General features: G+C 68.7%; 21 protein-coding genes. 13 read left to right on the top strand and 8 right to left on the bottom strand.

What is annotated here, in order from left to right:
* Window positions 1-88: 88 nt before the first annotated feature.
* From ACFFJC_RS08740 to ACFFJC_RS08780, 9 genes are all read left to right on the top strand, one after another.
* The gene (locus tag ACFFJC_RS08740; protein WP_379487106.1) at window positions 89-1,078 is read left to right on the top strand and encodes a thiamine pyrophosphate-dependent dehydrogenase E1 component subunit alpha; all 990 of its coding nucleotides are present in this window, start codon (window positions 89-91) and stop codon (window positions 1,076-1,078) included.
* Between the two features lie 17 nt (window positions 1,079-1,095).
* The gene (locus tag ACFFJC_RS08745) at window positions 1,096-2,109 is read left to right on the top strand and encodes an alpha-ketoacid dehydrogenase subunit beta (protein WP_379487107.1); all 1,014 of its coding nucleotides are present in this window, start codon (window positions 1,096-1,098) and stop codon (window positions 2,107-2,109) included.
* A 13-nt stretch (window positions 2,110-2,122) separates the two neighbouring features.
* Window positions 2,123-3,562: a 2-oxo acid dehydrogenase subunit E2 gene (locus ACFFJC_RS08750; RefSeq protein ID WP_379487108.1), complete on the top strand. Its 1,440-nt coding sequence runs from the start codon at window positions 2,123-2,125 to the stop codon at window positions 3,560-3,562.
* A gap of 14 nt (window positions 3,563-3,576) precedes the next feature.
* Window positions 3,577-4,140: a VOC family protein gene (locus ACFFJC_RS08755; protein WP_379487109.1), complete on the top strand. Its 564-nt coding sequence runs from the start codon at window positions 3,577-3,579 to the stop codon at window positions 4,138-4,140.
* Complete coding sequence (locus ACFFJC_RS08760; RefSeq protein WP_379487110.1) at window positions 4,140-5,357, top strand: acyl-CoA dehydrogenase family protein; 1,218 nt, start codon at window positions 4,140-4,142, stop codon at window positions 5,355-5,357. Before ACFFJC_RS08755 ends, ACFFJC_RS08760 begins: the two co-directional genes overlap by 1 nt.
* On the top strand, window positions 5,354-6,415 hold the full coding sequence (locus ACFFJC_RS08765) for a phosphotransferase (RefSeq protein WP_379487111.1): 1,062 nt from the start codon (window positions 5,354-5,356) through the stop codon (window positions 6,413-6,415). The genes ACFFJC_RS08760 and ACFFJC_RS08765 overlap by 4 nt, the downstream gene beginning before the upstream one ends.
* Before the next feature lie 162 nt (window positions 6,416-6,577).
* A complete protein-coding gene (gene rpoZ / locus ACFFJC_RS08770) occupies window positions 6,578-6,922 on the top strand; it encodes a DNA-directed RNA polymerase subunit omega (protein WP_379487112.1) in 345 nt (114 codons plus the stop codon).
* Window positions 6,923-7,095: 173 nt separating this feature from the next.
* Complete coding sequence (locus ACFFJC_RS08775; RefSeq protein ID WP_379487215.1) at window positions 7,096-7,821, top strand: ParA family protein; 726 nt, start codon at window positions 7,096-7,098, stop codon at window positions 7,819-7,821.
* An 85-nt stretch (window positions 7,822-7,906) separates the two neighbouring features.
* Window positions 7,907-8,959, top strand: a complete 1,053-nt coding sequence (locus ACFFJC_RS08780) for a DUF3667 domain-containing protein (RefSeq protein ID WP_379487113.1) — start codon at window positions 7,907-7,909, stop codon at window positions 8,957-8,959.
* A gap of 123 nt (window positions 8,960-9,082) precedes the next feature.
* Here ACFFJC_RS08780 and ftsH read toward each other — a convergent pair whose 3' ends face one another.
* The 4 genes from ftsH to ACFFJC_RS08800 all read right to left on the bottom strand — a co-directional run bounded on the left by ftsH (window position 9,083) and on the right by ACFFJC_RS08800 (window position 16,404).
* Window positions 9,083-11,014 (bottom strand): ATP-dependent zinc metalloprotease FtsH, encoded by a 1,932-nt coding sequence (ftsH, locus tag ACFFJC_RS08785; protein ID WP_379487114.1) that lies wholly within the window; start codon window positions 11,012-11,014, stop codon window positions 9,083-9,085.
* Window positions 11,015-11,172: 158 nt separating this feature from the next.
* Window positions 11,173-12,210 (bottom strand): sensor histidine kinase, encoded by a 1,038-nt coding sequence (locus ACFFJC_RS08790; protein WP_379487115.1) that lies wholly within the window; start codon window positions 12,208-12,210, stop codon window positions 11,173-11,175.
* A 139-nt stretch (window positions 12,211-12,349) separates the two neighbouring features.
* On the bottom strand, window positions 12,350-14,425 hold the full coding sequence (locus ACFFJC_RS08795; protein ID WP_379487116.1) for a hydantoinase/oxoprolinase family protein: 2,076 nt from the start codon (window positions 14,423-14,425) through the stop codon (window positions 12,350-12,352).
* A 158-nt stretch (window positions 14,426-14,583) separates the two neighbouring features.
* On the bottom strand, window positions 14,584-16,404 hold the full coding sequence (locus tag ACFFJC_RS08800; protein ID WP_379487117.1) for a hydantoinase B/oxoprolinase family protein: 1,821 nt from the start codon (window positions 16,402-16,404) through the stop codon (window positions 14,584-14,586).
* 143 nt (window positions 16,405-16,547) lie between these two features.
* Between ACFFJC_RS08800 and ACFFJC_RS08805 the strand changes: the two genes are divergently transcribed.
* Complete coding sequence (locus ACFFJC_RS08805; protein ID WP_379487118.1) at window positions 16,548-17,717, top strand: aminotransferase; 1,170 nt, start codon at window positions 16,548-16,550, stop codon at window positions 17,715-17,717.
* A gap of 6 nt (window positions 17,718-17,723) precedes the next feature.
* On the opposite strand, the gene ACFFJC_RS08810 is transcribed toward ACFFJC_RS08805, so the two are convergent.
* Both ACFFJC_RS08810 and ACFFJC_RS08815 read right to left on the bottom strand, forming a co-directional pair.
* Window positions 17,724-18,464, bottom strand: coding sequence for an SDR family NAD(P)-dependent oxidoreductase (locus tag ACFFJC_RS08810; RefSeq protein WP_379487119.1), 741 nt, complete (start codon window positions 18,462-18,464; stop codon window positions 17,724-17,726).
* 11 nt (window positions 18,465-18,475) lie between these two features.
* Window positions 18,476-19,987: a replicative DNA helicase gene (locus ACFFJC_RS08815; protein ID WP_379487120.1), complete on the bottom strand. Its 1,512-nt coding sequence runs from the start codon at window positions 19,985-19,987 to the stop codon at window positions 18,476-18,478.
* Window positions 19,988-20,143: 156 nt separating this feature from the next.
* On the opposite strand from ACFFJC_RS08815, the gene ACFFJC_RS08820 reads away from it, so the two are divergent.
* The 3 genes from ACFFJC_RS08820 to ACFFJC_RS08830 are packed head-to-tail and all read left to right on the top strand — an operon-like array spanning window position 20,144 to window position 21,799.
* A complete protein-coding gene (locus ACFFJC_RS08820; protein WP_379487121.1) occupies window positions 20,144-20,626 on the top strand; it encodes a UPF0262 family protein in 483 nt (160 codons plus the stop codon).
* 10 nt (window positions 20,627-20,636) lie between these two features.
* Window positions 20,637-21,362, top strand: a complete 726-nt coding sequence (locus ACFFJC_RS08825) for a glycoside hydrolase family 25 protein (RefSeq protein ID WP_379487122.1) — start codon at window positions 20,637-20,639, stop codon at window positions 21,360-21,362.
* Window positions 21,359-21,799, top strand: coding sequence for a cytidine deaminase (locus ACFFJC_RS08830; protein WP_379487123.1), 441 nt, complete (start codon window positions 21,359-21,361; stop codon window positions 21,797-21,799). Before ACFFJC_RS08825 ends, ACFFJC_RS08830 begins: the two co-directional genes overlap by 4 nt.
* Before the next feature lie 22 nt (window positions 21,800-21,821).
* Here the strand turns inward: ACFFJC_RS08830 and ACFFJC_RS08835 are convergent, their stop codons facing one another.
* Entirely contained in the window at window positions 21,822-22,964 is a 1,143-nt protein-coding gene (locus ACFFJC_RS08835) for a M14 family metallopeptidase (protein ID WP_379487124.1), read from the bottom strand.
* The gene (locus ACFFJC_RS08840; RefSeq protein WP_379487125.1) at window positions 22,961-23,596 is read right to left on the bottom strand and encodes a DUF4136 domain-containing protein; all 636 of its coding nucleotides are present in this window, start codon (window positions 23,594-23,596) and stop codon (window positions 22,961-22,963) included. The genes ACFFJC_RS08835 and ACFFJC_RS08840 overlap by 4 nt, the downstream gene beginning before the upstream one ends.
* Between the last annotated feature and the right edge of the window lie 63 nt (window positions 23,597-23,659).

The following is a 23,659-nucleotide window of genomic DNA, read 5'->3' on the forward strand; positions in this document are numbered from 1 at the left end:
CGATTGCGCCCAGCCTGAGCTTGTCGCAACGCAAGAGCCGTGGTGCTCTGGCCGCAAAACGATGCTCCCATAACGAGAGGAACTCCCCATGCAACTGAACCGCGAGGCGCTGACCCGCGCCTATCGGCAGATGAAGCTGATCCGCGAATTCGAGGAACGGCTCCACGAGGAGATCCAGACCGGCGAGATCGCCGGCTTTACGCACCTCTACTGCGGCCAGGAAGCCGTTGCCGTCGGCGTGTGCGAGCACCTGACGGAGCGGGACAAGATCGTCTCCACCCATCGCGGCCACGGCCATTGCCTCGCCAAGGGCTGCGACGTGAACGGGATGATGAAGGAGATCTGGGGCAGCCAGGAGGGCCTTTGCAACGGCAAGGGCGGCTCGATGCACATCGCCGACATCGACAAGGGCATGCTGGGTGCCAACGGCATCGTCGGCGCTGGCGCGCCGATCGCGGTGGGCGCGGCGCTTTCGAACAAGATCGACGGGCCCGACCAGAACGGCAGGCTTGCCGTCTCGATCGCCTTCTCGGGCGATGGCGCCTGCAACCAGGGCACCACCTTCGAGGCGATGAACCTGGCGGTGGTCACCAAGGCCCCGGCGATCTTCGTCTTCGAGAACAACCACTATTCGGAGCACACCGGCGTCGATTACGCGGTGGGCACCCGGCAGGACATCGCCAGCCGCGCCGAGGCGTTCGGCATGAAGGTCTGGCGCGCCGACGGAACGGACTTCTTCGCGGTTCACGACACGTTCCGCGAAGTCCTCGAATACGTGCGCGTCCCCGGCAACGGCCCGGCGGCGGTGGAGTTCGACACCGAGCGCTTCTTCGGTCACTTCGAGGGCGATCCCCAGCGCTATCGCGGCGATGGCGAACTGGACCGCCTGCGCGCCGAGCGCGACTGCCTGAAGATCTTCCGCAAGAGCGTGACCGGCGCCGCGCTGCTCGACGACGCCGACCTCGACAGGGTCGACACCGAGGCGCTCCAGGCCATCGAGGATGCCGTCGCCGCGTCCCGCGCGGCAGCTCGCCCGGCACCCGAGAACGTCCTCGACAACGTCTACATCAGCTACTGACGGCAGGAGCGAGAACCATGGCAAAAATGATGTATCGCGACGCCATCCGCAACACGATCTTCCAGGAGATGCAGCGCGACGAACGCGTCGTCGTGCTGGGCGAGGACGTCGTGGGCGGCATGGGCACTGCCGGCGGGCCCGAGGCCATCGGCGGCATCTGGTCCACCTCTACCGGCTTCTACGACGCCTTCGGGCCCGACCGCGTGATCGACACGCCGATCAGCGAGAGCGCCATCATGGGCGCGGCGGGCGGCCTTGCGCTGGCTGGGAAGCGGCCGGTGGCGGAGATCATGTTCGCCGACTTCATCGGCGTGTGCATGGACCAGCTATGGAACCAGATCGCCAAGTTCCGCTACATGTTCGGCGGCAAGTCGATCTGCCCGGCGGTGATCCGCATGCCCTGCGGCGCCGGCTACAATGCCGCCGCGCAGCACAGCCAGATGATCAGCCAGTTCGTCACCAACATGCCCGGCATCAAGGTGGTCATGCCCGCGACGCCCGCGGACGCCTGCGGCCTGCTGCGCCAGGCCATCCGCGACGACGACCCGGTGGTCTTCCTCGAGCACAAGTTCCTCTACGGCACGAGCGGCGAAGTGCCGGACGATCCGGACTTCTGCATCCCCTTCGGCCATGCCCGCCTGGCCCGGGCGGGGCAGGACGTGACGATCGTCGCCAGCGGCATGATGGTGAGCTACGCCGAGACCGCCGCCGACGATCTTGCGCAGGACGGCATCGGCTGCGACGTGATCGACCTTCGCACCACGTCCCCGCTCGACGAGGAAGCGATCCTCGATTCGGTGGAAGTGACCGGCCGCGCCGTGGTAGTGGACGAGGCGCCGCCGCGCTGCTCGCTGGCGACCGACATCGCCTCGCTCGTCGCGCAGAAGGCCTTCGCCAGCCTCAAGGCGCCGATTGAGATGGTGACGCCGCCGCACACCCCGGTGCCTTTCGCCCGCGAGCTCGAGAGCGCCTACCTGCCGAGCCCGGCGAAGATCGCCGCTGCCGTGCGCAAGACGCTCGAATACCGGTGAGGGGAGCGCTGACATGAGCCGCATCCGCGCATTCACCATGCCCAAGTGGGGCATCGAGATGACCGAAGGCACCATTGCCGACTGGATGGTCAAAGAGGGCGAGTCCTTCAAGCGCGGCCAGACGCTGTGCCTGATCGAGACCGCCAAGATCACCAACGAGGTCGAGGCCGAGTACGACGCGACCGTACGCCGCATCGTCGTGGCCGGCGGCGGCGAGGCCCAACCCGTCGGCGCGCTCCTGGCGGTGTTCGACGAGGGCCATCACTCCGACGCGGAGATCGACGCTTTCGTCACCGCCTTCAAGCCGGCGGAGGGGGGCATCGCCAAGGGCGCGGAAAAGGCCAAGGCGGCCGCGCAGGACGACGCCGAGAGTGCTCCGGCGCCCTCCGGCAAGCCTCGCACCCGTATCGAGACCAACCGGCCGATCAGCCCGGAGGCGCTGCGCCTGGCGGAAGAGGAAGGCGTCGACGTCGCCGTCATCGAAGGATCGGGGCGAGGCGGGCGCATCACGCACCAGGATGTGGTGAAGGCCTTGCGCGGCCCGTCCACCGCCGCTCCCCGGGGGACACTGTCGGTCGGGGTGGAGGATCTGAAGATCTTCGCCTCCCCGCTTGCCCGGCGCCTGGCCGCATTGAACGGCCTGTCCCTGCAGGGGCTGGAGGGTACCGGTCCACGCGGCCGCATCTCCAAGGCGGACGTGCTGGCGCTGGTACCCAAGCCCGCCGCCGCCGCGGCAGGTCCCGGTACTCCCGCCTTCGTCGCCGGCGAGAACCGGCCCGAGATCGTGCCCTTCGACCGGATCCGAAAGGTCGTCGCCCAGCGGCTGACGCAGGCCAAGCAGGAGATACCGCACTTCTACCTGCGCATGTCGGCCAGCGCCGACGCACTGTTGGAAATGCGCAAGACCGTCAACGTGGTGCTGGGCTGCAAGGCCTCGGTCAACGACTGGATCGTCAAGGCGAGCGCGATGGCGCTGGTCCGGCACCCCGAGGTCAACGTGCAGGTCCACGGATCGGAGATCCACCGCTTCCCGCACGCGGACGTCTCGATCGCAGTGGCCGGCCCGAAGGGCCTCGTCACTCCGGTGGTGCGCCAGGCGAACCTCATGCGCATCGACCAGGTTGCGGCGGAAACCCGCCGCCTCATCGACAAGGCGCAGGGCAAGGGCCTGTCGATGGAGGACATGGAGGGCGGCACCTTCTCGGTCTCCAACCTCGGCATGTTCGGGATCGAGAACTTCGATGCCATCATCAACCCGCCGCAGGGTGCGATCCTTGCTGTCGGAGCCGCGCTTCGCCAGCCGGTCGAGGCTGCCGGTGGAGGCATGGCTTTCGAGACGCGCATGTCCTTCACCTTGTCGGTCGACCACCGCGCGATCGACGGGGCGGCGGGCGCGCAGTTCCTGCAGACGCTCAAGGGCCTGATCGAGGCGCCGCAAGGCCTCTTCGCCTGAAAGGAAACCAGACAATGACCGGAGAGGCCACCACGACCGCCATCGCCAGGCCCGGCCCGCTCAAGCGGCTGGGCGAGGTGATCCAGCTCGCCTATTTCCCGACCGATTTCGACGCCACTATGAAGTACTGGATCGAGACCGTCGGCGTCGGCCCGTTCTTCGTCCTGAACGACGTCCGGCTCGACGAGATGAAGTACAAGGGCGAGCCCACCGATGCCACCTTCACCATGGCGATCGGCTACTGGGGCGACATCCAGATCGAACTCATCAAGACCGACAGCGACGCGCCTTCGCTCTATGCGGGCGAATACGCGGTGCGCGACCGGCTGCACCACGTCTGTGTCTTCGTCGAGTCGATCGCGGAGGCCCGCGCCGCCTGCGCCGAAGCGGGCGCGACGATCATCGTCGAGGGCAAGGTGGGTGCGGATGGCGAGGTGATCTACGTCGATCCCGGCCAGGGCCCGGGCCATGTCATCGAGTACCTCCAGCCGTTGACGGGCAGCGAAGGCCTGTTCCAGATGATGAAGGATGCCGCCCGCGACTGGGACGGCACCGATCCGATCAGGGTGCTGCAGTAATGACCGAGATCTCCCAGCACGCACAGGACATGGCCGATAAGGTCGAGGCCTTCGTACGCGACAGGATCGTCCCCTACGAGAAGGATCCGCGGCGCGACCACCACGGCGCACCGACGGACGAACTGGTGATGGAAATGCGCGCACTCGCCCGCGAGGCCGGTGTGCTCACCCCGCACATCCGACCGGACGGATCGCACCTGACGCAGCGTGAGACGGCTGTGGTGCTCATCCGGTCGGGCCTCTCGCCGCTGGGGCCGCTCGCCTGCAACACCATGGCGCCGGACGAGGGCAACATGTACCTCATCGGCCATGTCGGCTCGCCCGAACTCAAGGACCGGTTCCTGAAGCCGCTGGTTGAGGGCAAGGGCCGCTCCGCCTTCTTCATGACCGAGCCTGCCGAATGGGGCGGCGCTGGGTCCGACCCTTCGATGATGAAGACCACCTGCCGCAAGGACGGCAACCAGTGGGTCATCAACGGGCGCAAGACCTTCATTACCGGGGCGCAGGGCGCGATGGTGGGCATCGTCATGGCCGCGTCGGACGAAGAGGACACCAAGGGCGGCGCCTGCATGTTCCTCGTCGACCTGCCCGACCCGGCGATCCGCATCGACGAGGTGCCCAACACCATCGACACCTCGATGCCCGGTGGCCACGCCACGCTGACGATCGACAACTTGCGCGTTCCGGCCGGGCAGATGCTCGGCGCGCCGGGGGAAGGCTTCAAGTACGCGCAAGTGCGCCTGAGCCCTGCACGCCTCTCGCACTGCATGCGCTGGCTGGGCGCCTGCATCCGTGCGCAGGAGATCGCGTCCGACTATGCCTGCCGCCGCATGGCCTTCGGCAAGCAGCTCATCGAGCATGAGGGCGTGGGCTTCATGCTCGCGGAGAATCAGATCCTCATCAAGCAATGCGAGCTGATGATCGACTGGTGCGCGGGCGTGCTCGATTCCGGCTCGCTCGGCACGGTCGAGAGCTCGATGGCCAAGGTCTCGGTGTCGGAAGCGCTGATGAAGATCGCCGACAACTGCGTGCAGGTGCTGGGCGGGATCGGCGTGACCGAGCGCACGATCGTCGAGCAGGTGTTCCGCGAGATCCGCGCCTTTCGCATCTACGACGGCCCCACCGAAGTCCACAAGTGGAGCCTTGCCAAGAAGATCCGCCGCGATTGGCGCAAGGCGCAGGAAGCGCTGGCGGTGAAGGAATCCGAGCCGGCATGACGGAGGTTGCAGACGCCAACTCCGGCACCACCGCCGTCCGCGAGGGTTACGCCTTCGACGAGGCGGCGCTTGTCTGCTGGATGGAAGCGCATGTCGAGGACTTCGCCGGGCCGCTTACCGTCGAGCAGTTCAGGGGTGGGCAGTCCAACCCGACCTACAAGCTGGTGACACCCTCGCGCAGCTACGTGCTGCGCCGCAAGCCGCCGGGCCAATTGCTCAAGGGCGCGCATGCGGTGGAGCGCGAGGCCCGGGTGCTCTCGGCGCTCCACGGCGCCGGCTTCCCGGTCGCCAAGGTCCATGGGCTTTGCGAGGACGACGGCGTCATCGGGACGTGGTTCTACGTCATGGAAATGGTCGAGGGCCGCATCTTCTGGGATGCCACCGTGCCCGGCGTGTCCCACGAGGAACGCGCCGCGATCTTCGACGCGATGAACGCCACCATCGCCCAGCTCCACGGCTTCGATCCCGAGGCGATCGGGTTGGCCGACTACGGCAGGCCGGGCAATTACTTCGCGCGGCAGGTCGGCCGCTGGTCGAAGCAGTACTTCGAGGACGAGGCGGCGGGCCGCAATGCCGACATGGACGCGGTGATCGCCTGGCTCGTGGCGAACATGCCGCAGGACGACGGCGCCTCCAGCGTCATCCATGGCGATTTCCGCATCGACAACATGATCTTCCACCCCACCGAGCCGCGCGTTCTGGCGGTGCTCGACTGGGAGCTCTCGACGCTGGGCCACCCGCTGGCGGACTTCGCCTACCACGCGATGATGTACCACATGCCGCCGCACATCGTGGCGGGACTGGGCGGGGTGGACATCGTCGCCCTCGGCATCCCGACCGAAGCGGACTACGTCGCGGCCTACTGCCGGCGGACCGGGCGCGAGGGCCTGCCCGATTATCGCTACTACATGGCATTCAACTTCTTCCGCCTCGCCGCGATCTTCCATGGGATCAAGGGCCGCGTGATCCGCGGCACCGCCTCGAACGCGCAGGCACGGGAGCGCGCGGAGGCGTTTCCGGAGCTGGCCAGGCTGGCCCTGGCGTTTGCGCGGGGCTGAGGATGAAGCCGGGGTGAGCGGAGGCTGGCGTCGATCCATCGATCCGCTCCGGCCGAGCCCGTCGAAGCTACCGGCGGGCACGCCCCCATTTCCTTGACTTCTCCCGGCCTCAGGCCTATCTGCCGCCCTTTCCGATCCCATAGATTCTTTCCGGGAGTGCCCATGGCGCGCGTTACTGTCGAAGACTGCGTCGACAAGATCCCCAACCGCTTCGACCTCGTCCTGCTCGCCGCCCAGCGCGCGCGGGAGATTTCGGGCGGCGCCGAGCTCACCATCGACCGGGATCGCGACAAGAACCCCGTCGTCGCGCTGCGCGAGATCGCCGAGCAGACGGTGACGCCGTCGATCCTCAAGGAGACGCTGGTCTCCTCGATGCAGCGCGTCCTGCCCGACGACGACGACGAGATGGACGAGATCGGTTCGCTCAGCCAGTCGGCCGAGGCCCTGCGGATCACCGCCTCGGCGCCGACGCGCAACACCTCGCTGGGTGGCGACTACGACGGCTGATTCTTTTCGTTGACTGTCGCGGTGCGGCAGTCGACGATCAGCAGGTGGCCGCGAAGTCTAAACTACCTCGCATCATCGGATTGACCGGGGGACCGCCCAGAAGGGCTGGTCCCCCTGTTGCGTCCGGTTCGCATGCGGCTCGGGCCTCTTCCGCAGGTCGGGCCAGCGCCACCATCGCCGTCTACAGCGTGAAGGGCGGGGTCGGGAAGACGACCTTCGCTGCCAACCTCGCCTGGTGCGCGGCCTGCCGCGATGGCTACGAAACGCTCCTGTGGGATCTCGACGCCGCGGGCGGATCGGCCTTCCTCTATGGACTGGAACCGCAGGAGTCGCGGCTGGCGGAGGAGGTCTTCGCGCGCGAGCGGCCCGCGTCGCGGCTGATCCAACGCACCGCCTTCGAAAGCCTGAGCATCCTGCCGGCCGACGAATCCATCCGCGCCCTGGACGCGCAGCTCGCCCGGATCGGCAAGCGCAGGCGGCTGGCCCGGCTGACCGAGGAGCTGGCAGGCGACTACGCCCGCATCATACTGGATTGCCCCCCGGTCATGAACGAGCTGTCCGCCCAGGTGGTCCGGGCCGCCGATCTCGTCATCGTGCCGCTGCCGCCGTCGCCGCTGTCGTCCCGCGCCTTCGACCTCGTCGTGCGCGAGATTGCGGGGAACACGAAGCGGCATCCGCCGATCCTGCCGGTGCTCTCGATGCTGGACATGCGCCGGGCCCTTCACAAGCAGGCCTACGAGGCCAATCCCAGCTGGCCCGCCGTGCCCTACGCCAGCGTGGTGGAGCAGGGCGCCGTGCACCGCCAGCCGGTGGGAGCGCTGGCTCCGCAGAGCCCCGCCGCACAGGCTTTTGCACGGCTCTGGGACGCCATCGAAAGGAAGCTGGGGCAGGGGGGCTGAGGCCGACTGCGACGGTCCGGATAGCGCGCCGATTGCGCGGCTCCGCTTCCCGACATACTGTCGCTGCGCCAGATGGGGGGCGCAGATGAACGGATTGGGCGAGAGCCTTGCGGAATTGGGCCAGGGCGGTGCTGCGGCGCTGGCTGCGGAACCGATGCAGTCGAGCGGCGGGGAGGGGCACACGCACGAGACCTCGTGCCTCAACTGCGGCACGGCTCTCGTCGGGTCGCACTGCCATGCCTGCGGCCAGGCCGCGCATGTCCATCGCACGCTGGGTGCGTTCTTCCACGACCTGCTCCACGGGGTCTTCCACTTCGAGGGGAAGGTGTGGCGCACGCTGCCGCTGCTCGCGTGGCGGCCGGGGCAGCTCACCCGCGAATATGTCGATGGTCGGCGCGCGAGCTATGTCTCGCCAATCGCGCTGTTCCTGTTCGGCGTGTTCCTGATGTTCGCCGTGTTCCACGCGACGGAGAGCCACGACGAGGAAGGGCACGCCGCCAACGTGCAAGGGCTGGAGCAGAACATCGCCCGGCTGGAGCGGGAGATCGCGGACCTCCGCGGCAAGCAGGCGCAAGCCCGCGCGAGCGGCCGGAGCTCCGAAGCGCTGGAGGACGAGATCGAGAGCCGGCAGGACACGCTGGACACGCTGCGGGATCTCGATGCGAACATCGGCAAGGGAACGGACGGGGCTTCGCCGGGCAAGGTCACCAGCGATTTCCCGCAGATCGACCGGGCCATCCGCAAATTCAACGCAAACCCGGACCTCGCGACGTACAAGCTCCAGACTTATGCGTACAAGTACAGCTGGGCGCTCATCCCGATATCGGTGCCATTCCTGTGGCTGCTGTTCCCCTTCAGCCGGCGCTTCCACCTCTACGATCACACGGTGTTCGTCACCTATTCGCTGTGCTTCATGACGCTGCTCCTGGTCGTTGCGATGATCGGAGGGGCCGTGGGGGCTGGGGGGCTCGTCGGCTGGCTGGTCTTCCTGCCGCCGATCCACATGTACCGCCAGCTTCGCGGCGCCTACGGACTGGGCCGGGTCTCCGCGCTGTTCCGGAGCGCGCTGCTCATCCTCTTCGCGGGGACGGCACTTCTGATGTTCTTCCTGATGATCATGGCGCAGACCAGCTTCTGAGCTGCGGCTGTCCCGCCCCTCCCCGCCCCGATCTGTCAACGCGGGGAGGGACCATGCAAAGGGGGCGCCAGGTCCTCCCTGGCGCCCCCTCCTGCATTCTCCTTGCGGAGAGCGTTGGCCCTGTCAGGCGCCCTGCGGGGCGGCACCGCCGGAGAAGCGCTTGCCCGACTTCGGGATTGCGGAGCCCGACAGCGGCCGCGGGGTGGAAGGGCCGCGCGGCGTGCTGGGCCGATCGAGCGTGCCCGTCTCGAGCAGTTGCTTGATCTCGTCGCCCGAGAGCGTCTCGTACTCCAGCATGGCCTGCGCCAGCGTGTGCAGCGCTTCGTTCTGGTCCTGCAGGATCTGCGTCGCGCGAGCGTGGGCGTTGTCGACCAGGAGGCGGATCTCGCTGTCGATCAGGCGATTGGTCTCGTCCGAACCCATCGTGCGGTGCGAGCCGCCCATGCCGAGGTAGCCTTCCTGGGCTTCCTCGTACTGGAGCGGTCCCAGCTTGTCGGACATGCCCCACTTGGTGACCATCGAACGTGCCAGGCTGGTCGCGTACTGGATGTCGGACGAGGCACCCGACGAGACCTTGTCGTGGCCGAAGATGATCTCCTCCGCCACGCGGCCGCCCATCGCGACCGAGAGGTTCGCCAGCATCTTGTCGCGGTGATACGAGTAGCTGTCACGCTCGGGCAGGCGCATCACCATGCCCAGGGCGCGGCCGCGGGGGATGATGGTCGCCTTGTGGATCGGGTCCGACGCGGCCTCGTTGAGGCTGACGATCGCGTGACCGGCCTCGTGGTAGGCGGTCATCTTCTTCTCGTCCTCGGTCATCACCATGGAGCGCCGCTCCGCGCCCATCATGACCTTGTCCTTGGCGTCCTCGAACTCCTGCATCGCGACGAGGCGCTTGTTGCGACGCGCGGCGAGCAGGGCCGCCTCGTTCACGAGGTTGGCGAGGTCCGCGCCCGAGAAGCCGGGGGTGCCGCGCGCGATCACGCGCGGGTTCACGTCCGGCGCCAGCGGCACCTTCTTCATGTGAACGGCCAGGATCTTCTCGCGGCCGTCGATGTCGGGCACCGGCACCACGACCTGGCGGTCGAAGCGGCCGGGACGCAGCAGCGCGGGGTCGAGCACGTCGGGGCGGTTGGTCGCCGCGATGATGATGATGCCCTCGTTCGCCTCGAAGCCGTCCATCTCGACCAGCAGCTGGTTGAGCGTCTGCTCGCGCTCGTCGTTCGAGTTGCCGAGGCCGTGGCCACGATGGCGGCCGACGGCGTCGATCTCGTCGATGAAGACGATGCACGGTGCGTTCTTCTTCGCCTGCTCGAACATGTCGCGCACGCGGCTGGCGCCGACGCCGACGAACATCTCGACGAAGTCAGAACCCGAGATAGTGAAGAACGGCACGCCCGCCTCACCCGCGATGGCGCGGGCGAGCAGGGTCTTGCCGGTGCCGGGCGAGCCGACCAGCAGCGCACCCTTCGGGATCTGGCCGCCGAGCTTGGAGAAGCGGCTGGGATCGCGCAGGAACTCGACGATCTCCTCCAGCTCCTCGCGCGCCTCGTCGATGCCCGCGACGTCGTCGAACGTCACGCGCCCGGAGCGCTCCGTCAGGAGCTTGGCCTTGGACTTGCCGAAGCCCATGGCACCGGAGCCGCCGCCTTTCTGGACCTGGCGCAGAGCGAAGAACGCGATGCCGACGATCAGCAGGAACGGCAGGGTCTGGGCGAGGATGTAGAAGAGCAGGCTGCCCTGTTCGGCTTCCTTGCCCGAATACTTGACCTGGTTGTCCTGCAGCAGCTGCGCCAGCGACGTGTCGCCGGGCACAGGAACGGTCGTGAAGCTGTCTCCGTTCTTGAGCTTCCCGTCGATGCGGTTCTCCGCGATCTCGACCGACGCAACGCTGCCTTCGGCGACCTTGCCGCGAAATTCCGAATAGGGGATCGCCGGGCCGGCCGTGGAGCGCGTACCGAACATCGATACCACCATTAGGAGGGCAAGGAAGATGCCCCCCCAAACGAGCAGGCTCTTGACCCAGGGATTGCCGTTAGGCTGGTCGTCGTTCATTTTGCGGGAAACCGTCCTTTCGCCTGCCAATGTAGGCCTGCCGTGCTGAATCTCAAGTTAGCACCGGTGCCGGCGATGTTCCATTCGGCGCGATATCCGCGGCAATGGTCCATTCGGGCGTGCGCGGCAGGGGCCGCGCACCGCCACAGGAGCGCCGCTCAGTGCGAATCGGCCAGGCGCCAGGAAGGCAGGCGCAGCGTCATGCAGGCGCCGCGGGCGCCGTTCTCCAGCGCCATTTCGGCCTCCAGCTGCCGGCTGAGCACGCGCGAGATGCGCAGGCCGATGCTCTCCGCCCGGGCCGCGTCGAATCCGGGAGGAAGCCCTGCGCCGTCGTCCTCGACGCAGAGGAACACGGCACCGTCCTCGCTCGCGACGCGGACCGAAATCGAGCCGGACTCGCGGTCGCGAAAGCCGTGTTCCAGGGCATTGGCGATCGCTTCGGTCACGATCAGCGCGACCGGGACGGCGCTGTCGGGACGCAGGACGATGTCCGGCTGCGCATCGACCTTGCATGTGATCCCGGGTCGGGCGCTGGAAGCCATCATCTTGGCGCAGACTTCCGTGAGGAAGCTGTCGAGCGGCACCAGTTGGCCGTCCTGCCTGTAAAGCTGGCGCTGGATGTTGCCGATCACCTGAAGCCGTGCCGCGGCATCGGAGAGCGCGCGGCGGGCGGTCGGCTCCGTCAGGTTGCGCATCTGCAGCGAGAGCACGGCGCCGACCATCTGAAGGTTGTTGCCGACGCGATGCTGCATCTCCTGGAAGAGCAGCTCGGAACGTTCGACGAGCTGTCCGCGCTCCTCGGCCAAGGCGCGCACTTCCTCGCGGGCGAGGAGCAGCCGGGCATTGGCGGCCTGCATCAGGTGGACGAGGCCGATGTCGACGGCGACGACACCGGTGTAGAACATCATGGCGGTGATCGTCCCGCCGTCCACCGCGAAGGACAGGCGGGGTGGAATGAAGACGTACCAGGCGAAGAGCCCGCAGAGGACGGCCGCCACAAGCCCGGGGCGGGGGCCGAACAGGAACGAGCTCAGGATCACCGCCGGGAAGAAGGTGAGGAAGGGGTACCCCGGCGGAAAGGCGCCGTCGAGCTCCCAGCGCAGCCAGAGCGCGACAAGGCACAGGACGACTGTCACGGCATATTGGACGAGCGGCTTGCCGGGCAGCAGCGGCAGGCGTTCGGTGAACCGGCTCAAGGTCTTCAACTCTGGCCCCAATCAGGTCGGCTCCGGTGGGAATCGTACCGTAAGGACGAGACGCACGAAAGGGCTGCGCGGTTGCGATGCTGGGGATAGCGTCAGGGCCGTCGCGGCTTTCCGAGAGGCCCTGACGAGGCTAGCTGCGGACGAGCTGATAGTCTCCCGCAGCGTCCACCTGGGCCTTCCAGCCGGGATAGACGACGATGGTTGTGAAGGTTTCCTCGATGATCGCCGGACTGGGCACTTCCATGCCGGGCGCCAGGTCACCGCCGAGGAACACGGGAACCGGTGCGAAGCCCTGGCCCAGATTTGCCCGGCGGTGCTTGGCGGGGGCAGGGGCGATTCCGGAGGGGCTGAACCCGCCCGCGGCGAGGGGGCCGGGGGTCTCGACATGGGCGGCAAGGCGCACGCCCGAGATCTCCGGGACCTCGTGCTCGCGGATATGCGCGTATTCGGCCATGTGGCGGGCGTTGAACAGGGCGATGGCGCGATCGGCGAAGTCGCCGCCGATGAAGCCGGGCGGCCCGAGCGGCGCATCCGCCTCGAAGTCGAACGACAACGAGAAGTTCTGGCCCGGGTAGCGCATGTTGAGCTGGTAGTTCGCCCGGATGTCCTCGGCGGCGAAGCCCGCGGCCGTGAAATAGCGAAGCGCCCGCTCGGAGAGCTGGGTCCAGAGCTCGCGGATACGCTCGACGTCGAGCGCGCCAGCCGAGGCGATGTACGAGCGCTCCTCGTCGATGGTGGGATTGGCGACCAGGGTGCCCAGGGCGGAGAAGGTCGGCGAGGCCTTGGGCACCAGCACGCGGGCGATGCCCAGGTCTTCGGCCTGGATCGCGGCGAAGGCGGGGCCGTTGCCGCCATAGGCGAGCATGACCAGGTCCTTGGGATCGATGCCCTTGCCCGCCGTCGTGCGGCGCACGCCCTGGCTCATGTTGGCGTTGACCACGCGCCAGGTGTCGAACGCGGCCTGCTCCGCCTCGCCATGGCCCATCTCGTCGGCGAGCCGCTGGAACGCGTCCTCCACTCCGCGCCGAGAAAGCGTGAAGCTGCCGCCCGCGAAACCTTCGTCGGTGGAGAGGATGCCGAGCATCACGAGCGCGTCGGTGACGGTCGGCTCGGTGCCGCCGCGGCCGTAGCAGATCGGGCCCGGCTCGGACCCGGCCGAACGCGGGCCGACCTCCAGCGCTCCGGCGTTGACGTGGACGATCGAGCCGCCGCCCGCACCCAGCGTCTCCACCTTCACCATCGGCACGCCGACGAGATAGCGGTGATGCATGTTCCACCCGGCTTCGGCCGGTGCCTGTCCATCGACCACCAGCGACATGTCGTAGCTGGTGCCGCCCATGTCGACGCACAGGAGGTTGGGGCAGCCCTTGGCCGTGCCGCAGTGCGCCGAGCCGATCACGCCGCCCGCGGGGCCGGAGGCGAGCACGCGAATCGGCGCGCCGTCGATGTACTCCTTGGTCATGACACCGCCCGAGGCCTGCATGACCATGAGCTGGTTGGCGTAGCCGCCCTCCACCAGCCGCTGCACCAGCTTCTCGAGGTATCCGGTGACGCGCGGGCCGACGTAGGCGTTGACGATTGTCGTCGACGTACGGTCGTATTCGGGGGCGCGGGGCAGGACCTCGTGGCTGGCGCAGACGTAGGCGTTCTGGATCTCCTGGCGGACGATCTCCTTGGCCCGGCGCTCGTGCTCCGGGTTGACGAACGAGAACAGGAAGCTGATCGCCACGGCCTCGACATTCTGGAGCCGCAGCTTGCGACAGGCCTCGCGCAGCGCGTCTTCGTCGAGCGCCTTGTGGACCGTCCCGTCGTGCAGCACGCGCTCGGGCACGGTCAGGCGTCGGCGGCGCGGCGTGATCTGCTTGGGGGGCTCGAGCCGGACGTCCCAGATGTCTTCCTTGTAGCCGCGCCGATACTCGATCTCGTCCCGGAACCCCTCGGTGGTGACGAGCCCGGTGAGAGCGCCGTTCATCTCGATCAGGGTGTTGTCGGCAACCGTGGTGCCGTGGACGATGGCATCGCACCGGCCAAGGAACTCGCGCAGCGACAGGCCCTCCTTCTCGGCCAGTTTGCCGAGGCCTTCCATGACCCCGAGCGAACGATCCTCCGGCGTGGAGAGGTTCTTGTGGAGGATCACCTCCTCCCCCTTCAGGAGGGCGAAGTCGGTGAAGGTGCCGCCGATGTCGATGCCAACACGATAGGTCATTTTCCGCCTTTTTCCCCGGTGCGCCCGGCGCACCTCTCCCCCTTTTCGTCATCCCGGCGAGAGCCGGGGCCCAGCCTTCGCAAGCGCGTTCGCTTTGCGGCTTATCCTTCGGCTGGGTCCGGCCTCTCGCCGGAATGACGGTGATCTGCGTGTCCGCGCTATTCCGCTGCTTGCGCCATGCTCGACATCTCGGCGCGCAAGGCCTCGGTCGCGGCGTGGTCCACCACCAGAGTGTAGTCGTCGAGGCTGCCCGTCAGCACCACGCCGTACTTGGCCCGCGCGGCCGCCACGCTGACGTACTCGTCGAGCACGTCCTCCTTCACCGCTTCCGGATCGCGCAGCAGCGGCGGGCCGAAGCCACCGCCGCCGCCATGCTGGTAGGCGATGACCGCGCCCTGCGGCAGCAGGTCCTGCGCGGTATGGGCGATGCGGCGCTCGTTCTCGGAACCGACCTCGAAGTGATTGGTATAGGGGATCGCGTCGTCCCCGCCGCACATGCCGCTGAGGGGATGCTCGGCGGAGACCATCCAGGCCATCGCCGAGGTGGGCTTGAGCACCTGCTTGACGTTGAGCGAGCCGGGCGCCCCGCGCCACTGGCCGGCGCCCCCGCCATCGATGGTCATCTCGCGGCTGATGTTGAGGATCGGGAACCGGCTCTCGGCATCCTCCGCCTCCGACAGGATCAGGCTGCCGAGGGCATTGGGGCACGATCCCCAGCCGTCGAGCCCCTCGACCGCGGACACGTCCATCGAGCGGCAATCGACGCCCTGGTCCATCCACATCATGCCGTTGTCGTCGAAGCCGACCACCATGTTCGGCATGCCGATCTTGTAGAGCTGCGGCTGCGCGCGCTCCGGCGCGACGTTGGACAAGGCGATGCAGACCGCCTCGGTGATCTCGCAGGCCGGGTGGAACGAGCCGAGCGCGGCGGGCTTGTTCGGCGGCGGCTGCGCGATGCAGCCTTCCGGCACGACGATCTCGACGGCGTTGAAGTAGCCCTCGTTCTTGACGATGGTCGGGTCCATCGCCGCGACCACCTGGCACATCACGTAGCTGCGGGTGTTGGCGAAGGTGTTCCACACGCCGACGAGCTCCGGCCGGTCGTCCGTCCCGGTAAGGTCGACGGTGAGCTGGTCGCCGGCGATGGTGCAGGTGACGTGGACCTTCACGTCCTTGGTGCCTGCGGTGTCGTGGTCGATGAACACCGTCGCCTCGTGGCGACCGTCGGGCCACTTGGCCACTTCCTCGCGCACGCGCTTCTCGGTGTGCTCGATCGACTGGTTGATCGCCGCCTTGATGACGTCCGAGCCCCACTTCCCCAGGAGATCGTCCAGCATCCGCACCGCATGCTGGACGCCGCCGATCATCGCCGCGATGTCTCCGGCGAAGGTCGCGAAGCGGTTGTTGCGCACGACCATGTCGAACACGTCGCGCCGCAGTTCGCCGCGGTGGACGAGCTTGAGGCAGGGATAGATCACGCCTTCGGTGAACACGTCCGTCGCGTCGAGCGAGAAGCCGCCCGGGTCCTTGCCGCCGGTGTCGCCCTGGTGCGCCTGCAGCGTCTGGATGCAGATCAGTTCGCCCGCCTCGTCGTACACCGGTCCGTAGACGCAGTAGTCGGGCAGGTGGCCGCCGCCGTGGTCGGGGTCGTTGGCGAGGAAGACGTCGCCCGGGCCCCAGTCGTAGCGGTCCTGGTTCATCAGGCCCCACCGCGTCTCCATCTGGTTGACGAAGGTGAGGTGCGGCGTGCCCACCGCCCCCATCGCCAGGCGCCCGTGCGCATCGACGATGGCGGCGTTGCGCTCGTTCGACTGGTTGATGATCGGCGAGGAGGCGGCGCGCCCCAGATAGGTGGCGCTTTCGAAGCAGACGGTCTCGAAGGCGCCGCGGATGATGTCGGCGGTGACCTGGTCGATGCTCGCGGTGGTCGGCAGGGGACCGCGCGGGGCAGCCAGCCTGCGGTTCAGCTCGTAGGACATCGTTGCACTTCCCTCTCGTCGGCCCTGGTCGGGATAGGCCGGGGCGCCCGCGCGTTCTCGACAGACTGCGCCGGCTCGCGTGCAAATTGCGAAATCCGGCGCTATCGAGCCATGCCCCCGCGCGCCATCGGAGCAGCACCGCGATGAAGACAGACCTGCGGATCCACCCCGTCTACGCCGCCATGGGCAGCACCGTGTTCGAGCGCATGTCGGCGCTCGCGCGCGAACGGGGCGCGATCAATCTCGGGCAGGGCTTTCCCGAGGGGCCGGCGCCGGCGCCGCTGATCGAGGCGGCGAGCCGGGCGCTGCGCGAGAAGTCGAACCAGTACCCGCCCAGCGGCGGCCTGCCCGAGCTGCGCGCGGCGCTCTCCCGCTTCTACCGCGAGCGGCAGGGCCTGGACCTGTCGGCGGCCGAGGTGATCGTCACTTCCGGCGCGACCGAAGCGATCGCGGCGGCAGTGCTGGCGCTTGTCCACCCCGGCGACGAGGTGATCCTGTTCCAGCCGGCCTATGATGCCTACGCGCCGCTGGTGCGCCGGGCCGGCGGGGTGCCGGTGTCGGTGACGTTGCAGCCGCCGCACTTCCGCTACCCCATGGAGGCGGTGCGGGCGGCGATCACCCCGCGCACCCGCGTCCTGTTCCTCAACGATCCGCTCAATCCCTCGGGCACCGTCGCCAGCCCGCAGGAGCTTGCCGCCATCGCGCGGCTGTGCATCGCGCACGATCTCGTCGCGATCTGCGACGAGGTATGGGAGGGTGTCCGCTTCGACGGCGCGCCCCATCGCTCGCTGATGGGAGTGGAGGGGATGGCCGGGCGAACCGTCAAGATCGGCTCGGCGGGCAAGATCTTCGGGCTCACCGGTTGGAAGGTGGGCTGGCTGGCCGCGCACGGCGATCTCGCGGTGGCGCTGGGCCGGGTGCACCAGTTCCTGACCTTCACCACCGCGGTGCCGCTGCAGTGGGCCGTGGCTGAGGGGCTGGGGATGGACGCGGTGCTGCGCGAGCTGACCACCGGCTGGGCCGCGTCCCGCGCACGGTTGCGGTCCGGCCTCGAGGAGGCGGGTTTCGTGGTGCTGCCCAATGCCGCCACCTGGTTCCTCTGCGCGGACCTCTCCGCATCGGGGGTGCCGCTTGCCGACGCAGAGTTCAGCGAGCGCGCGCTGCTGGAAGCGGGGGTGGCCACCCTGCCGGTGAGCGCGCTCTACGAAGGGGAGGGGGCGCCAACCCATATCGTGCGGCTGTGCTTCACCAAGCCCGACACGGTGCTGGACGCGGCGATGGAGCGGCTGGCGCGGTGGCGAGCCGGGCTCTGAGCCCCGTCAGGCGTTGAGGCCGCCGTTCACGCTGATGACCTGGCCGGTCATCCGGCGGGCGCCGTCGCTGCAGAGGAACAGCGCGAGCGGGGCGATGTCTTCGGCGGTCGGCAGGCCCAGTCCGGCGCGGCGCGCCGCCTTGGCCATGCGCTCCGAGCGCATGCGCCGGGCGCTGTCGCTGTCCTCGACGAAGCTGGGCGAGATCACGTGGGCACGAATGCCGTCGCGGGCCGCCTCCATCGCGAAGTTGCGGATGAAGCCGATCGTGCCGGCCCTGGCCGCGCCGATCAGCGCCTGGCGCGGCGCGGCGTAGATCCCGGCGTCGGAGACGAAGGCGATCAGCGTCCCGCCCTGCTGCGCCAGGAGGTCGTAGGAGGCGTGCGCGAGCCGCTGCACCCAACCAACCGAGACCCGCAGGAACTCGCCGTACGCTTCCGGTGAGGTCTCCGGGAACGGGCCGGTGATGCCGGCGGGGCCGCTCGCCGTGCAGTCGATCACGGCGTCGATGCGGCCGAACTGCTCCGCCACTTCGCAGACCAGCACTTCGGCTGCATCGTCGTCGCCGAGGTCCACCGCGAAGCCGTCGATCGTGCCGAGCGGGGCCAGCGCGACAAGCCGGCCCTGCAGCTTCTCCGGGTCGCGCCCGTGGAGCGCCACCTGCCACCCCTGCGACAGCGCGAGGCGGGCGATGGCGCTGCCGATCGAGCCTGAGCCGCCCGCCACCAGGAGCACCCGCGGCTCAGTCACGGCGAACCGGGTCAGTCGCTCTCATAGGCGGAGCGCATGTCATCGGGCGCAAGGTCGGAGAACTTGGTGATCCGCGCCTCGAAGCGCAGCCGCACCTTGCCGGTCGCGCCGTGGCGCTGCTTGGCGATGATCAGCTCGGACAGGCCGGTGATCTGCTCCATCTTCTCGCGCCAGGCCTCGAACTTGGTGTGGACCTCGGCCGGGTCGCTCTCGGTCGGGTACTTGGGCTCGGTCGCCTTGTGGTAGTAGTCCTCGCGATAGACGAACCACACCATGTCGGCGTCCTGCTCGATCGAGCCCGATTCGCGCAGGTCCGAGAGCATCGGGCGCTTGTCCTCGCGCTGCTCCACGGCGCGCGAGAGCTGCGACAGCGCGATCACCGGCACGTGCAGTTCCTTGGCCAGCGTCTTGAGCCCGCGCGAGATCTCGGAGATCTCGTTCACGCGGTTGTCGTTGGCCCGTCCCGAGCCCTGTAGGAGCTGGAGGTAGTCGATGACCACCAGCCCGATGTCGTGGCGGCGCTTCAGGCGGCGCGCCCGGGTGCGCAGCGCCGCGATGGAGAGGCCCGGCGTATCGTCGATGTAAAGCGGCAGCTCGGCCAGTCGCTGGCTGGCGAACGACAGCTGCTGGAAGTCCTCGCGGCTGATCTTGCCCATGCGCAGCGCTTCGGAGCTGATGCCCGACTGCTCGGCGAGAATACGCGTGGCGAGCTGGTCCGCGCTCATTTCGAGGCTGAAGAAGGCGACCCCCGCGCCGACCGATTTCTCGACCGGGATGTTGTCGGCGATGTCGCGCTGCAGGCGGTCGGCGGCGTTGAAGGCGATGTTGGTGACCAGCGAGGTCTTGCCCATGCCGGGGCGTCCGGCGAGGATGATGAGGTCGGAATCGTGCAGGCCGCCGATCTTCTGGTTGACCGAGGTCAGGCCCGTGGTCTTGCCCGAGATGTGGCCGCCCGAGTTGAAGGCCTTCTCGATCGCCTGGATCGCGGTGCGGGTGGCGACGCCGAAGCTCTGCGCCTCGTTCGAAGTCGCCGCGCCTTCGGCCACCTTGTAGAGCGCCGCCTCGGCACGCTCCACCTGCTCCATCGGCTCCACCGATTCGGAGGTGTCCATGGCGCTTTCGACCAGGTTGCGGCCGACCGAGATCAACTCGCGCAGCAGCGCCAGGTCGTAGATCTGTTCCGCCAGCTCACGGGGGGCCAGCAGCCCCTGCCCGTCGGCGGTGAGCCGCGCCAGGTAGGCGACGCCGCCCAGCGCCTTCAGCGATTCGTCGGCCTCGAAGTAGGGGCGCAGGGTGACGGGCGTGACCACGGCCTTGCGATCGAGCAGCTGCAGGATCCGCTCGTAGATGCGGGCGTGGACCGGCTCGAAGAAGTGCTGCGGGCCAAGCTGGGTCTGCAGTTCCTCGATCACGCGGTTGTCGATCAGGACGGCGCCGAGAAACGCGGCCTCGGCCTCCACGTTGGCAGGCAGGGAACGCGCGCCGGCGTCTTCGGCGCGAATGAGGACATCATGCTGGACCATAAGCCGCGCACATTGCTCCGGGCGCTCCGCTCGGGCAAGCGGGGCCGGCGAGGATATTAATCCACAGCTTGTGGAAGCCGTCGCCGTCCGCTCCCTGCCGGCTCCCGGCAGCGCACTTGCCCAGTCCCACAGGGACCGCGTAAAGGCGCTGGGATCATGGCGGACCCGCGCATCTCCCACATCGAACTCGACGATGCGACCATCCTGTGGCGCAACGCGGACATCGAGCAGGAGCGCCGCATCGCGATCTTCGACCTGATCGAGGACAATGTCTTCCGGCCGGTCCGGGCCTTCGAGGCGGGGCACGAGGGGCCCTACCACCTGCGGCTCTCGGTCCGTGACGGCCGCCTGTCGCTGGAGATCGCGCGCGAGGACGGCACGGGGCTGGAGACGCTGGTGCTGGGACTGGCGCGCTTCCGCCGGCCCATCCGCGAGTACTTCGCGATCTGCGAGAGCTACTACCAGGCGATTCGCAAGGCCACGGCGCAGGAGATCGAGACGATCGACATGGCCCGGCGCGCGATCCACAACGAGGCCGCCGAACTGCTGCTGGAACGGCTCGAAGGCAAGGTCGAGACCGACCACGCCACCGCGCGGCGCCTGTTCACGCTGATTTGCGTCCTCCACATCCGCGGCTGAGGAGAAGGCGATGGCGCGCAAGGGCGGTACCCGCCGCGGGGGAAGGGCGGGAGGCAGGCGCCTCCTCTGGCAAGCGCTGGGCGCACTGCTCCTGGCGGCGATGATCGCGGGGGCCTGGGGCTGGTGGCACTTGCGGCACTGGACCCCGGAGCGCAGCGCCTATCCGCTGCAGGGGGTGGAGATCGGCGCCGACGACGGCGAGGTCAGCTGGCCCTCGCTCAAGGCCATCGGCGCGGACTTCGCCTATATCGACGCCAGCGCCAGCGCCTTCGCGCGCGATCCCCGGTTCGTCGCGAACTTCGAGGCGGCGCGCGCGGCAGGCATGCAGGTGGGCGCGCTGCACCGCTACGATCCGTGCCAGCCGGCGGGCTCGCAGGCGGCGAACTTCGTCACCACGGTGCCGCGCGACGCCAAGCTGCTTCCGCCCGCCGTCGAGCTGGACATGGTGGCCGACGGTTGCCCCGTCAAAGTCGGGGACGCGCGCGTCGAGAGCGAACTGATGACCTTCCTCAACCAGGTCGAGACGCATACTGGCAAGCCGGTGATCCTCAAGGTGACGCCGGCCTTCCAGGCGCGCTACGCCATTGCGCACAAGCTCGATCGCAACCTCTGGCTGGTCCAGAACCGGTTCGAGCCGGGCTATGCGGGACGGCCCTGGACGATGTGGACGGCCAACGGCGCGCTCGCGAACGAGATTGCGCGCGGGGGGCTTCGCTGGGTAGTGGTGCTGCCATGAGCGAAGACATCGTGAGCCGGCGCGACGCGCTGATGAGTGCGGCGCGCGCCGCGGCCGACGGCGCCTATGCGCCCTATTCCCGCTTCCACGTCGGCGCGGCGCTGCTGCTGGCCGACGGCACGGTCGTGACCGGGGCGAACGTGGAGAACGCGAGCTACGGCCTGTCGCTGTGCGCCGAGACGGTGGCGGTGGCCGGGATCCTGGCGCAAGGCAGCCGCCCCTCGCTGGAAGCCGTCGCCGTCACCGGCGGGGCGGCCGGGGCGCCAGGGCAGGGCCCGCGCGTCACGCCCTGCGGCCGCTGCCGGCAGGTGCTCAACGAGCTGGCGCAGCTCGGCGGCACCGACCCGCTGATCTGGTGCGACGGCGCCGAGGGCGTGCTGGAAGTCCGCCTGTCCGAGCTCCTGCCCTACGCCTTCGGCCCCGCCAACCTCGGCTGAGCGCGGTCGGGAGCGGGGCCCCTCAGGCGGCCTCGCGCTCCACCAGCCATTCGAGCAGCGCGCCCAGGCAGTCGCGCCCCAGCTGCGCCGAGCGCTCCGGGCTCCAGCCCTGGCGCTTGTCGGCGGCGGGCAGGTGGTCCTTGAAAGGCATCTCCAGCGTCATCGAGACGGCGCCGAACCGCTCGGCCAGCTGGTTGGTGGACATCGTTAGGTTGCCGCTCCCGGGTCGCGCGACGGGGTAGCCCAGCCGGGTCTGGAAATCCGGGGTGCGCCGCTCCAGCAGGGCGGCATAGCGGGTGTAGCCGGCAAGCTGCGCCTCCTGGAGCGAGGGGATCCCCTCGAACCCGGCGAGGAACACGGCGGGGATTGCCTCGTCCCCGTGCACGTCCATCGCGAAGTCGACGCCCGTCGCGTCCATCGCGCCGCGCAGCGCGACGACTTCGGGCGAACGCTCGGCCGAGGGTTCGGCCCATTCGCGGTTGAGGTTCACGCCCGCGGCATTGGTGCGCAGGTGTCCGCGGCGCGAGCCGTCGGGATTGGCGTTGGGGACGACATGGAAGCGGCAGCGCCGGCGCAGCTCGCGGCCGAGCGCGCTGGCGGGGTCGGCGAGGACCTCGAGCGCGCCTTCCATCCACCACTCGGCCATGGTCTCGCCGGGATGCTGGCGCGCGTAGAGCCATACCTGCACAGGGCCGCTGCCCGTCTCCAGGCAGTCGATGGGCTGGCCGTCGAGGCTCAGGCCCAGCGAGCGGTGGGTGACGCCGTCCGCCTGCGCGATCCGCGCCACCAGGTCCTGGTGCCGCTCCATGGAATAGGGCGCGAAGTAGGCGAACCAGGCGAGGTCGCCGGCGGGGCGGTATCGGATGGTGAGCGTGCCGCCGTCGCGGCTCTCGTCGAAGTGGCTCGAGGCGCGTCCCCAGAAGCCCCGGTCTTCCGAGACGCAGGCATCGTAGTGCGGCCAGCCCATCGGGTAGGCCGAGCCGTTGAGGCCGGTCAGGTGGAGCACCAGCTCGCGGCCCGCGGCGCCATCCACGCGGAAGTGGAACCACTGGAAGAACTCGGACTGGTGGTCCTTGCGGATCGCGAGCCGGGCCTCGGCGCCGGCGATGGAGAGGACTTCGACGTTGCCGGCATCGAACGCGGCGGTGATCTGGATATCGGTCATTTCACCTGGATAGTTTCACCCGACTGTCCCGGGAACCCCTTGAACAGGGCCTCCGCAACTTTGGCGGCGCCCAGCGGAGCCTGCGCCAGCGGCGAATCGGCCCTCACGACGAAGGCTGCGCGTCCCTCCCACAGCGCGGTGGCGGTGGGCGGGGCGGCGCGTTCGCGGATGGCGACGAAGACCCGCGTACCGACCTGCTCCTTGGGCGGGCCGGAGAGGTCGATGCCCACTCCCAGGCCCACGCCCGACCCGTAGCCGCCCGTCGCGCCGCCGACGCCCACGGACACCGGGCCGCGATCGCGCTGCGGCCGGAACGTCTCGCGCTCGACGGTAAGGAGCGCCACCTGCTGGCTGGCGGGAGCGCCTGCGAGCGGCTCCACGTAGCCAACCCGGGTCAGCTCGCGGGCCACCGCGCCGGCATAAGTCCGGAACTCCAGGCTGTCCGCCTGCCCCGGGGCCGGTTCCACGCTGATGGTGCCGCGCCCCAGCGGGGTGGTGTCGGGTGCATGGAAGCGGGTCACCTCGACCGGGCCGACAGGCGCCACGCAGCCCGACAGTGACAGCCCGATGGCGAGGAGGGCGGCGGTGGCGGCGGAGAACCGCGACAAGCGGGTGCGTTCGATTATGGGCATCGGTCCTCTCCAGCCTTTGCGGCGACTTCCAGCGACCCGGCGTCGCGCGTTCGTTCCCAAGCA

Source organism: Novosphingobium soli (assembly GCF_042432915.1).
Classification (GTDB): Bacteria; Pseudomonadota; Alphaproteobacteria; order Sphingomonadales; family Sphingomonadaceae; genus Novosphingobium; species Novosphingobium soli.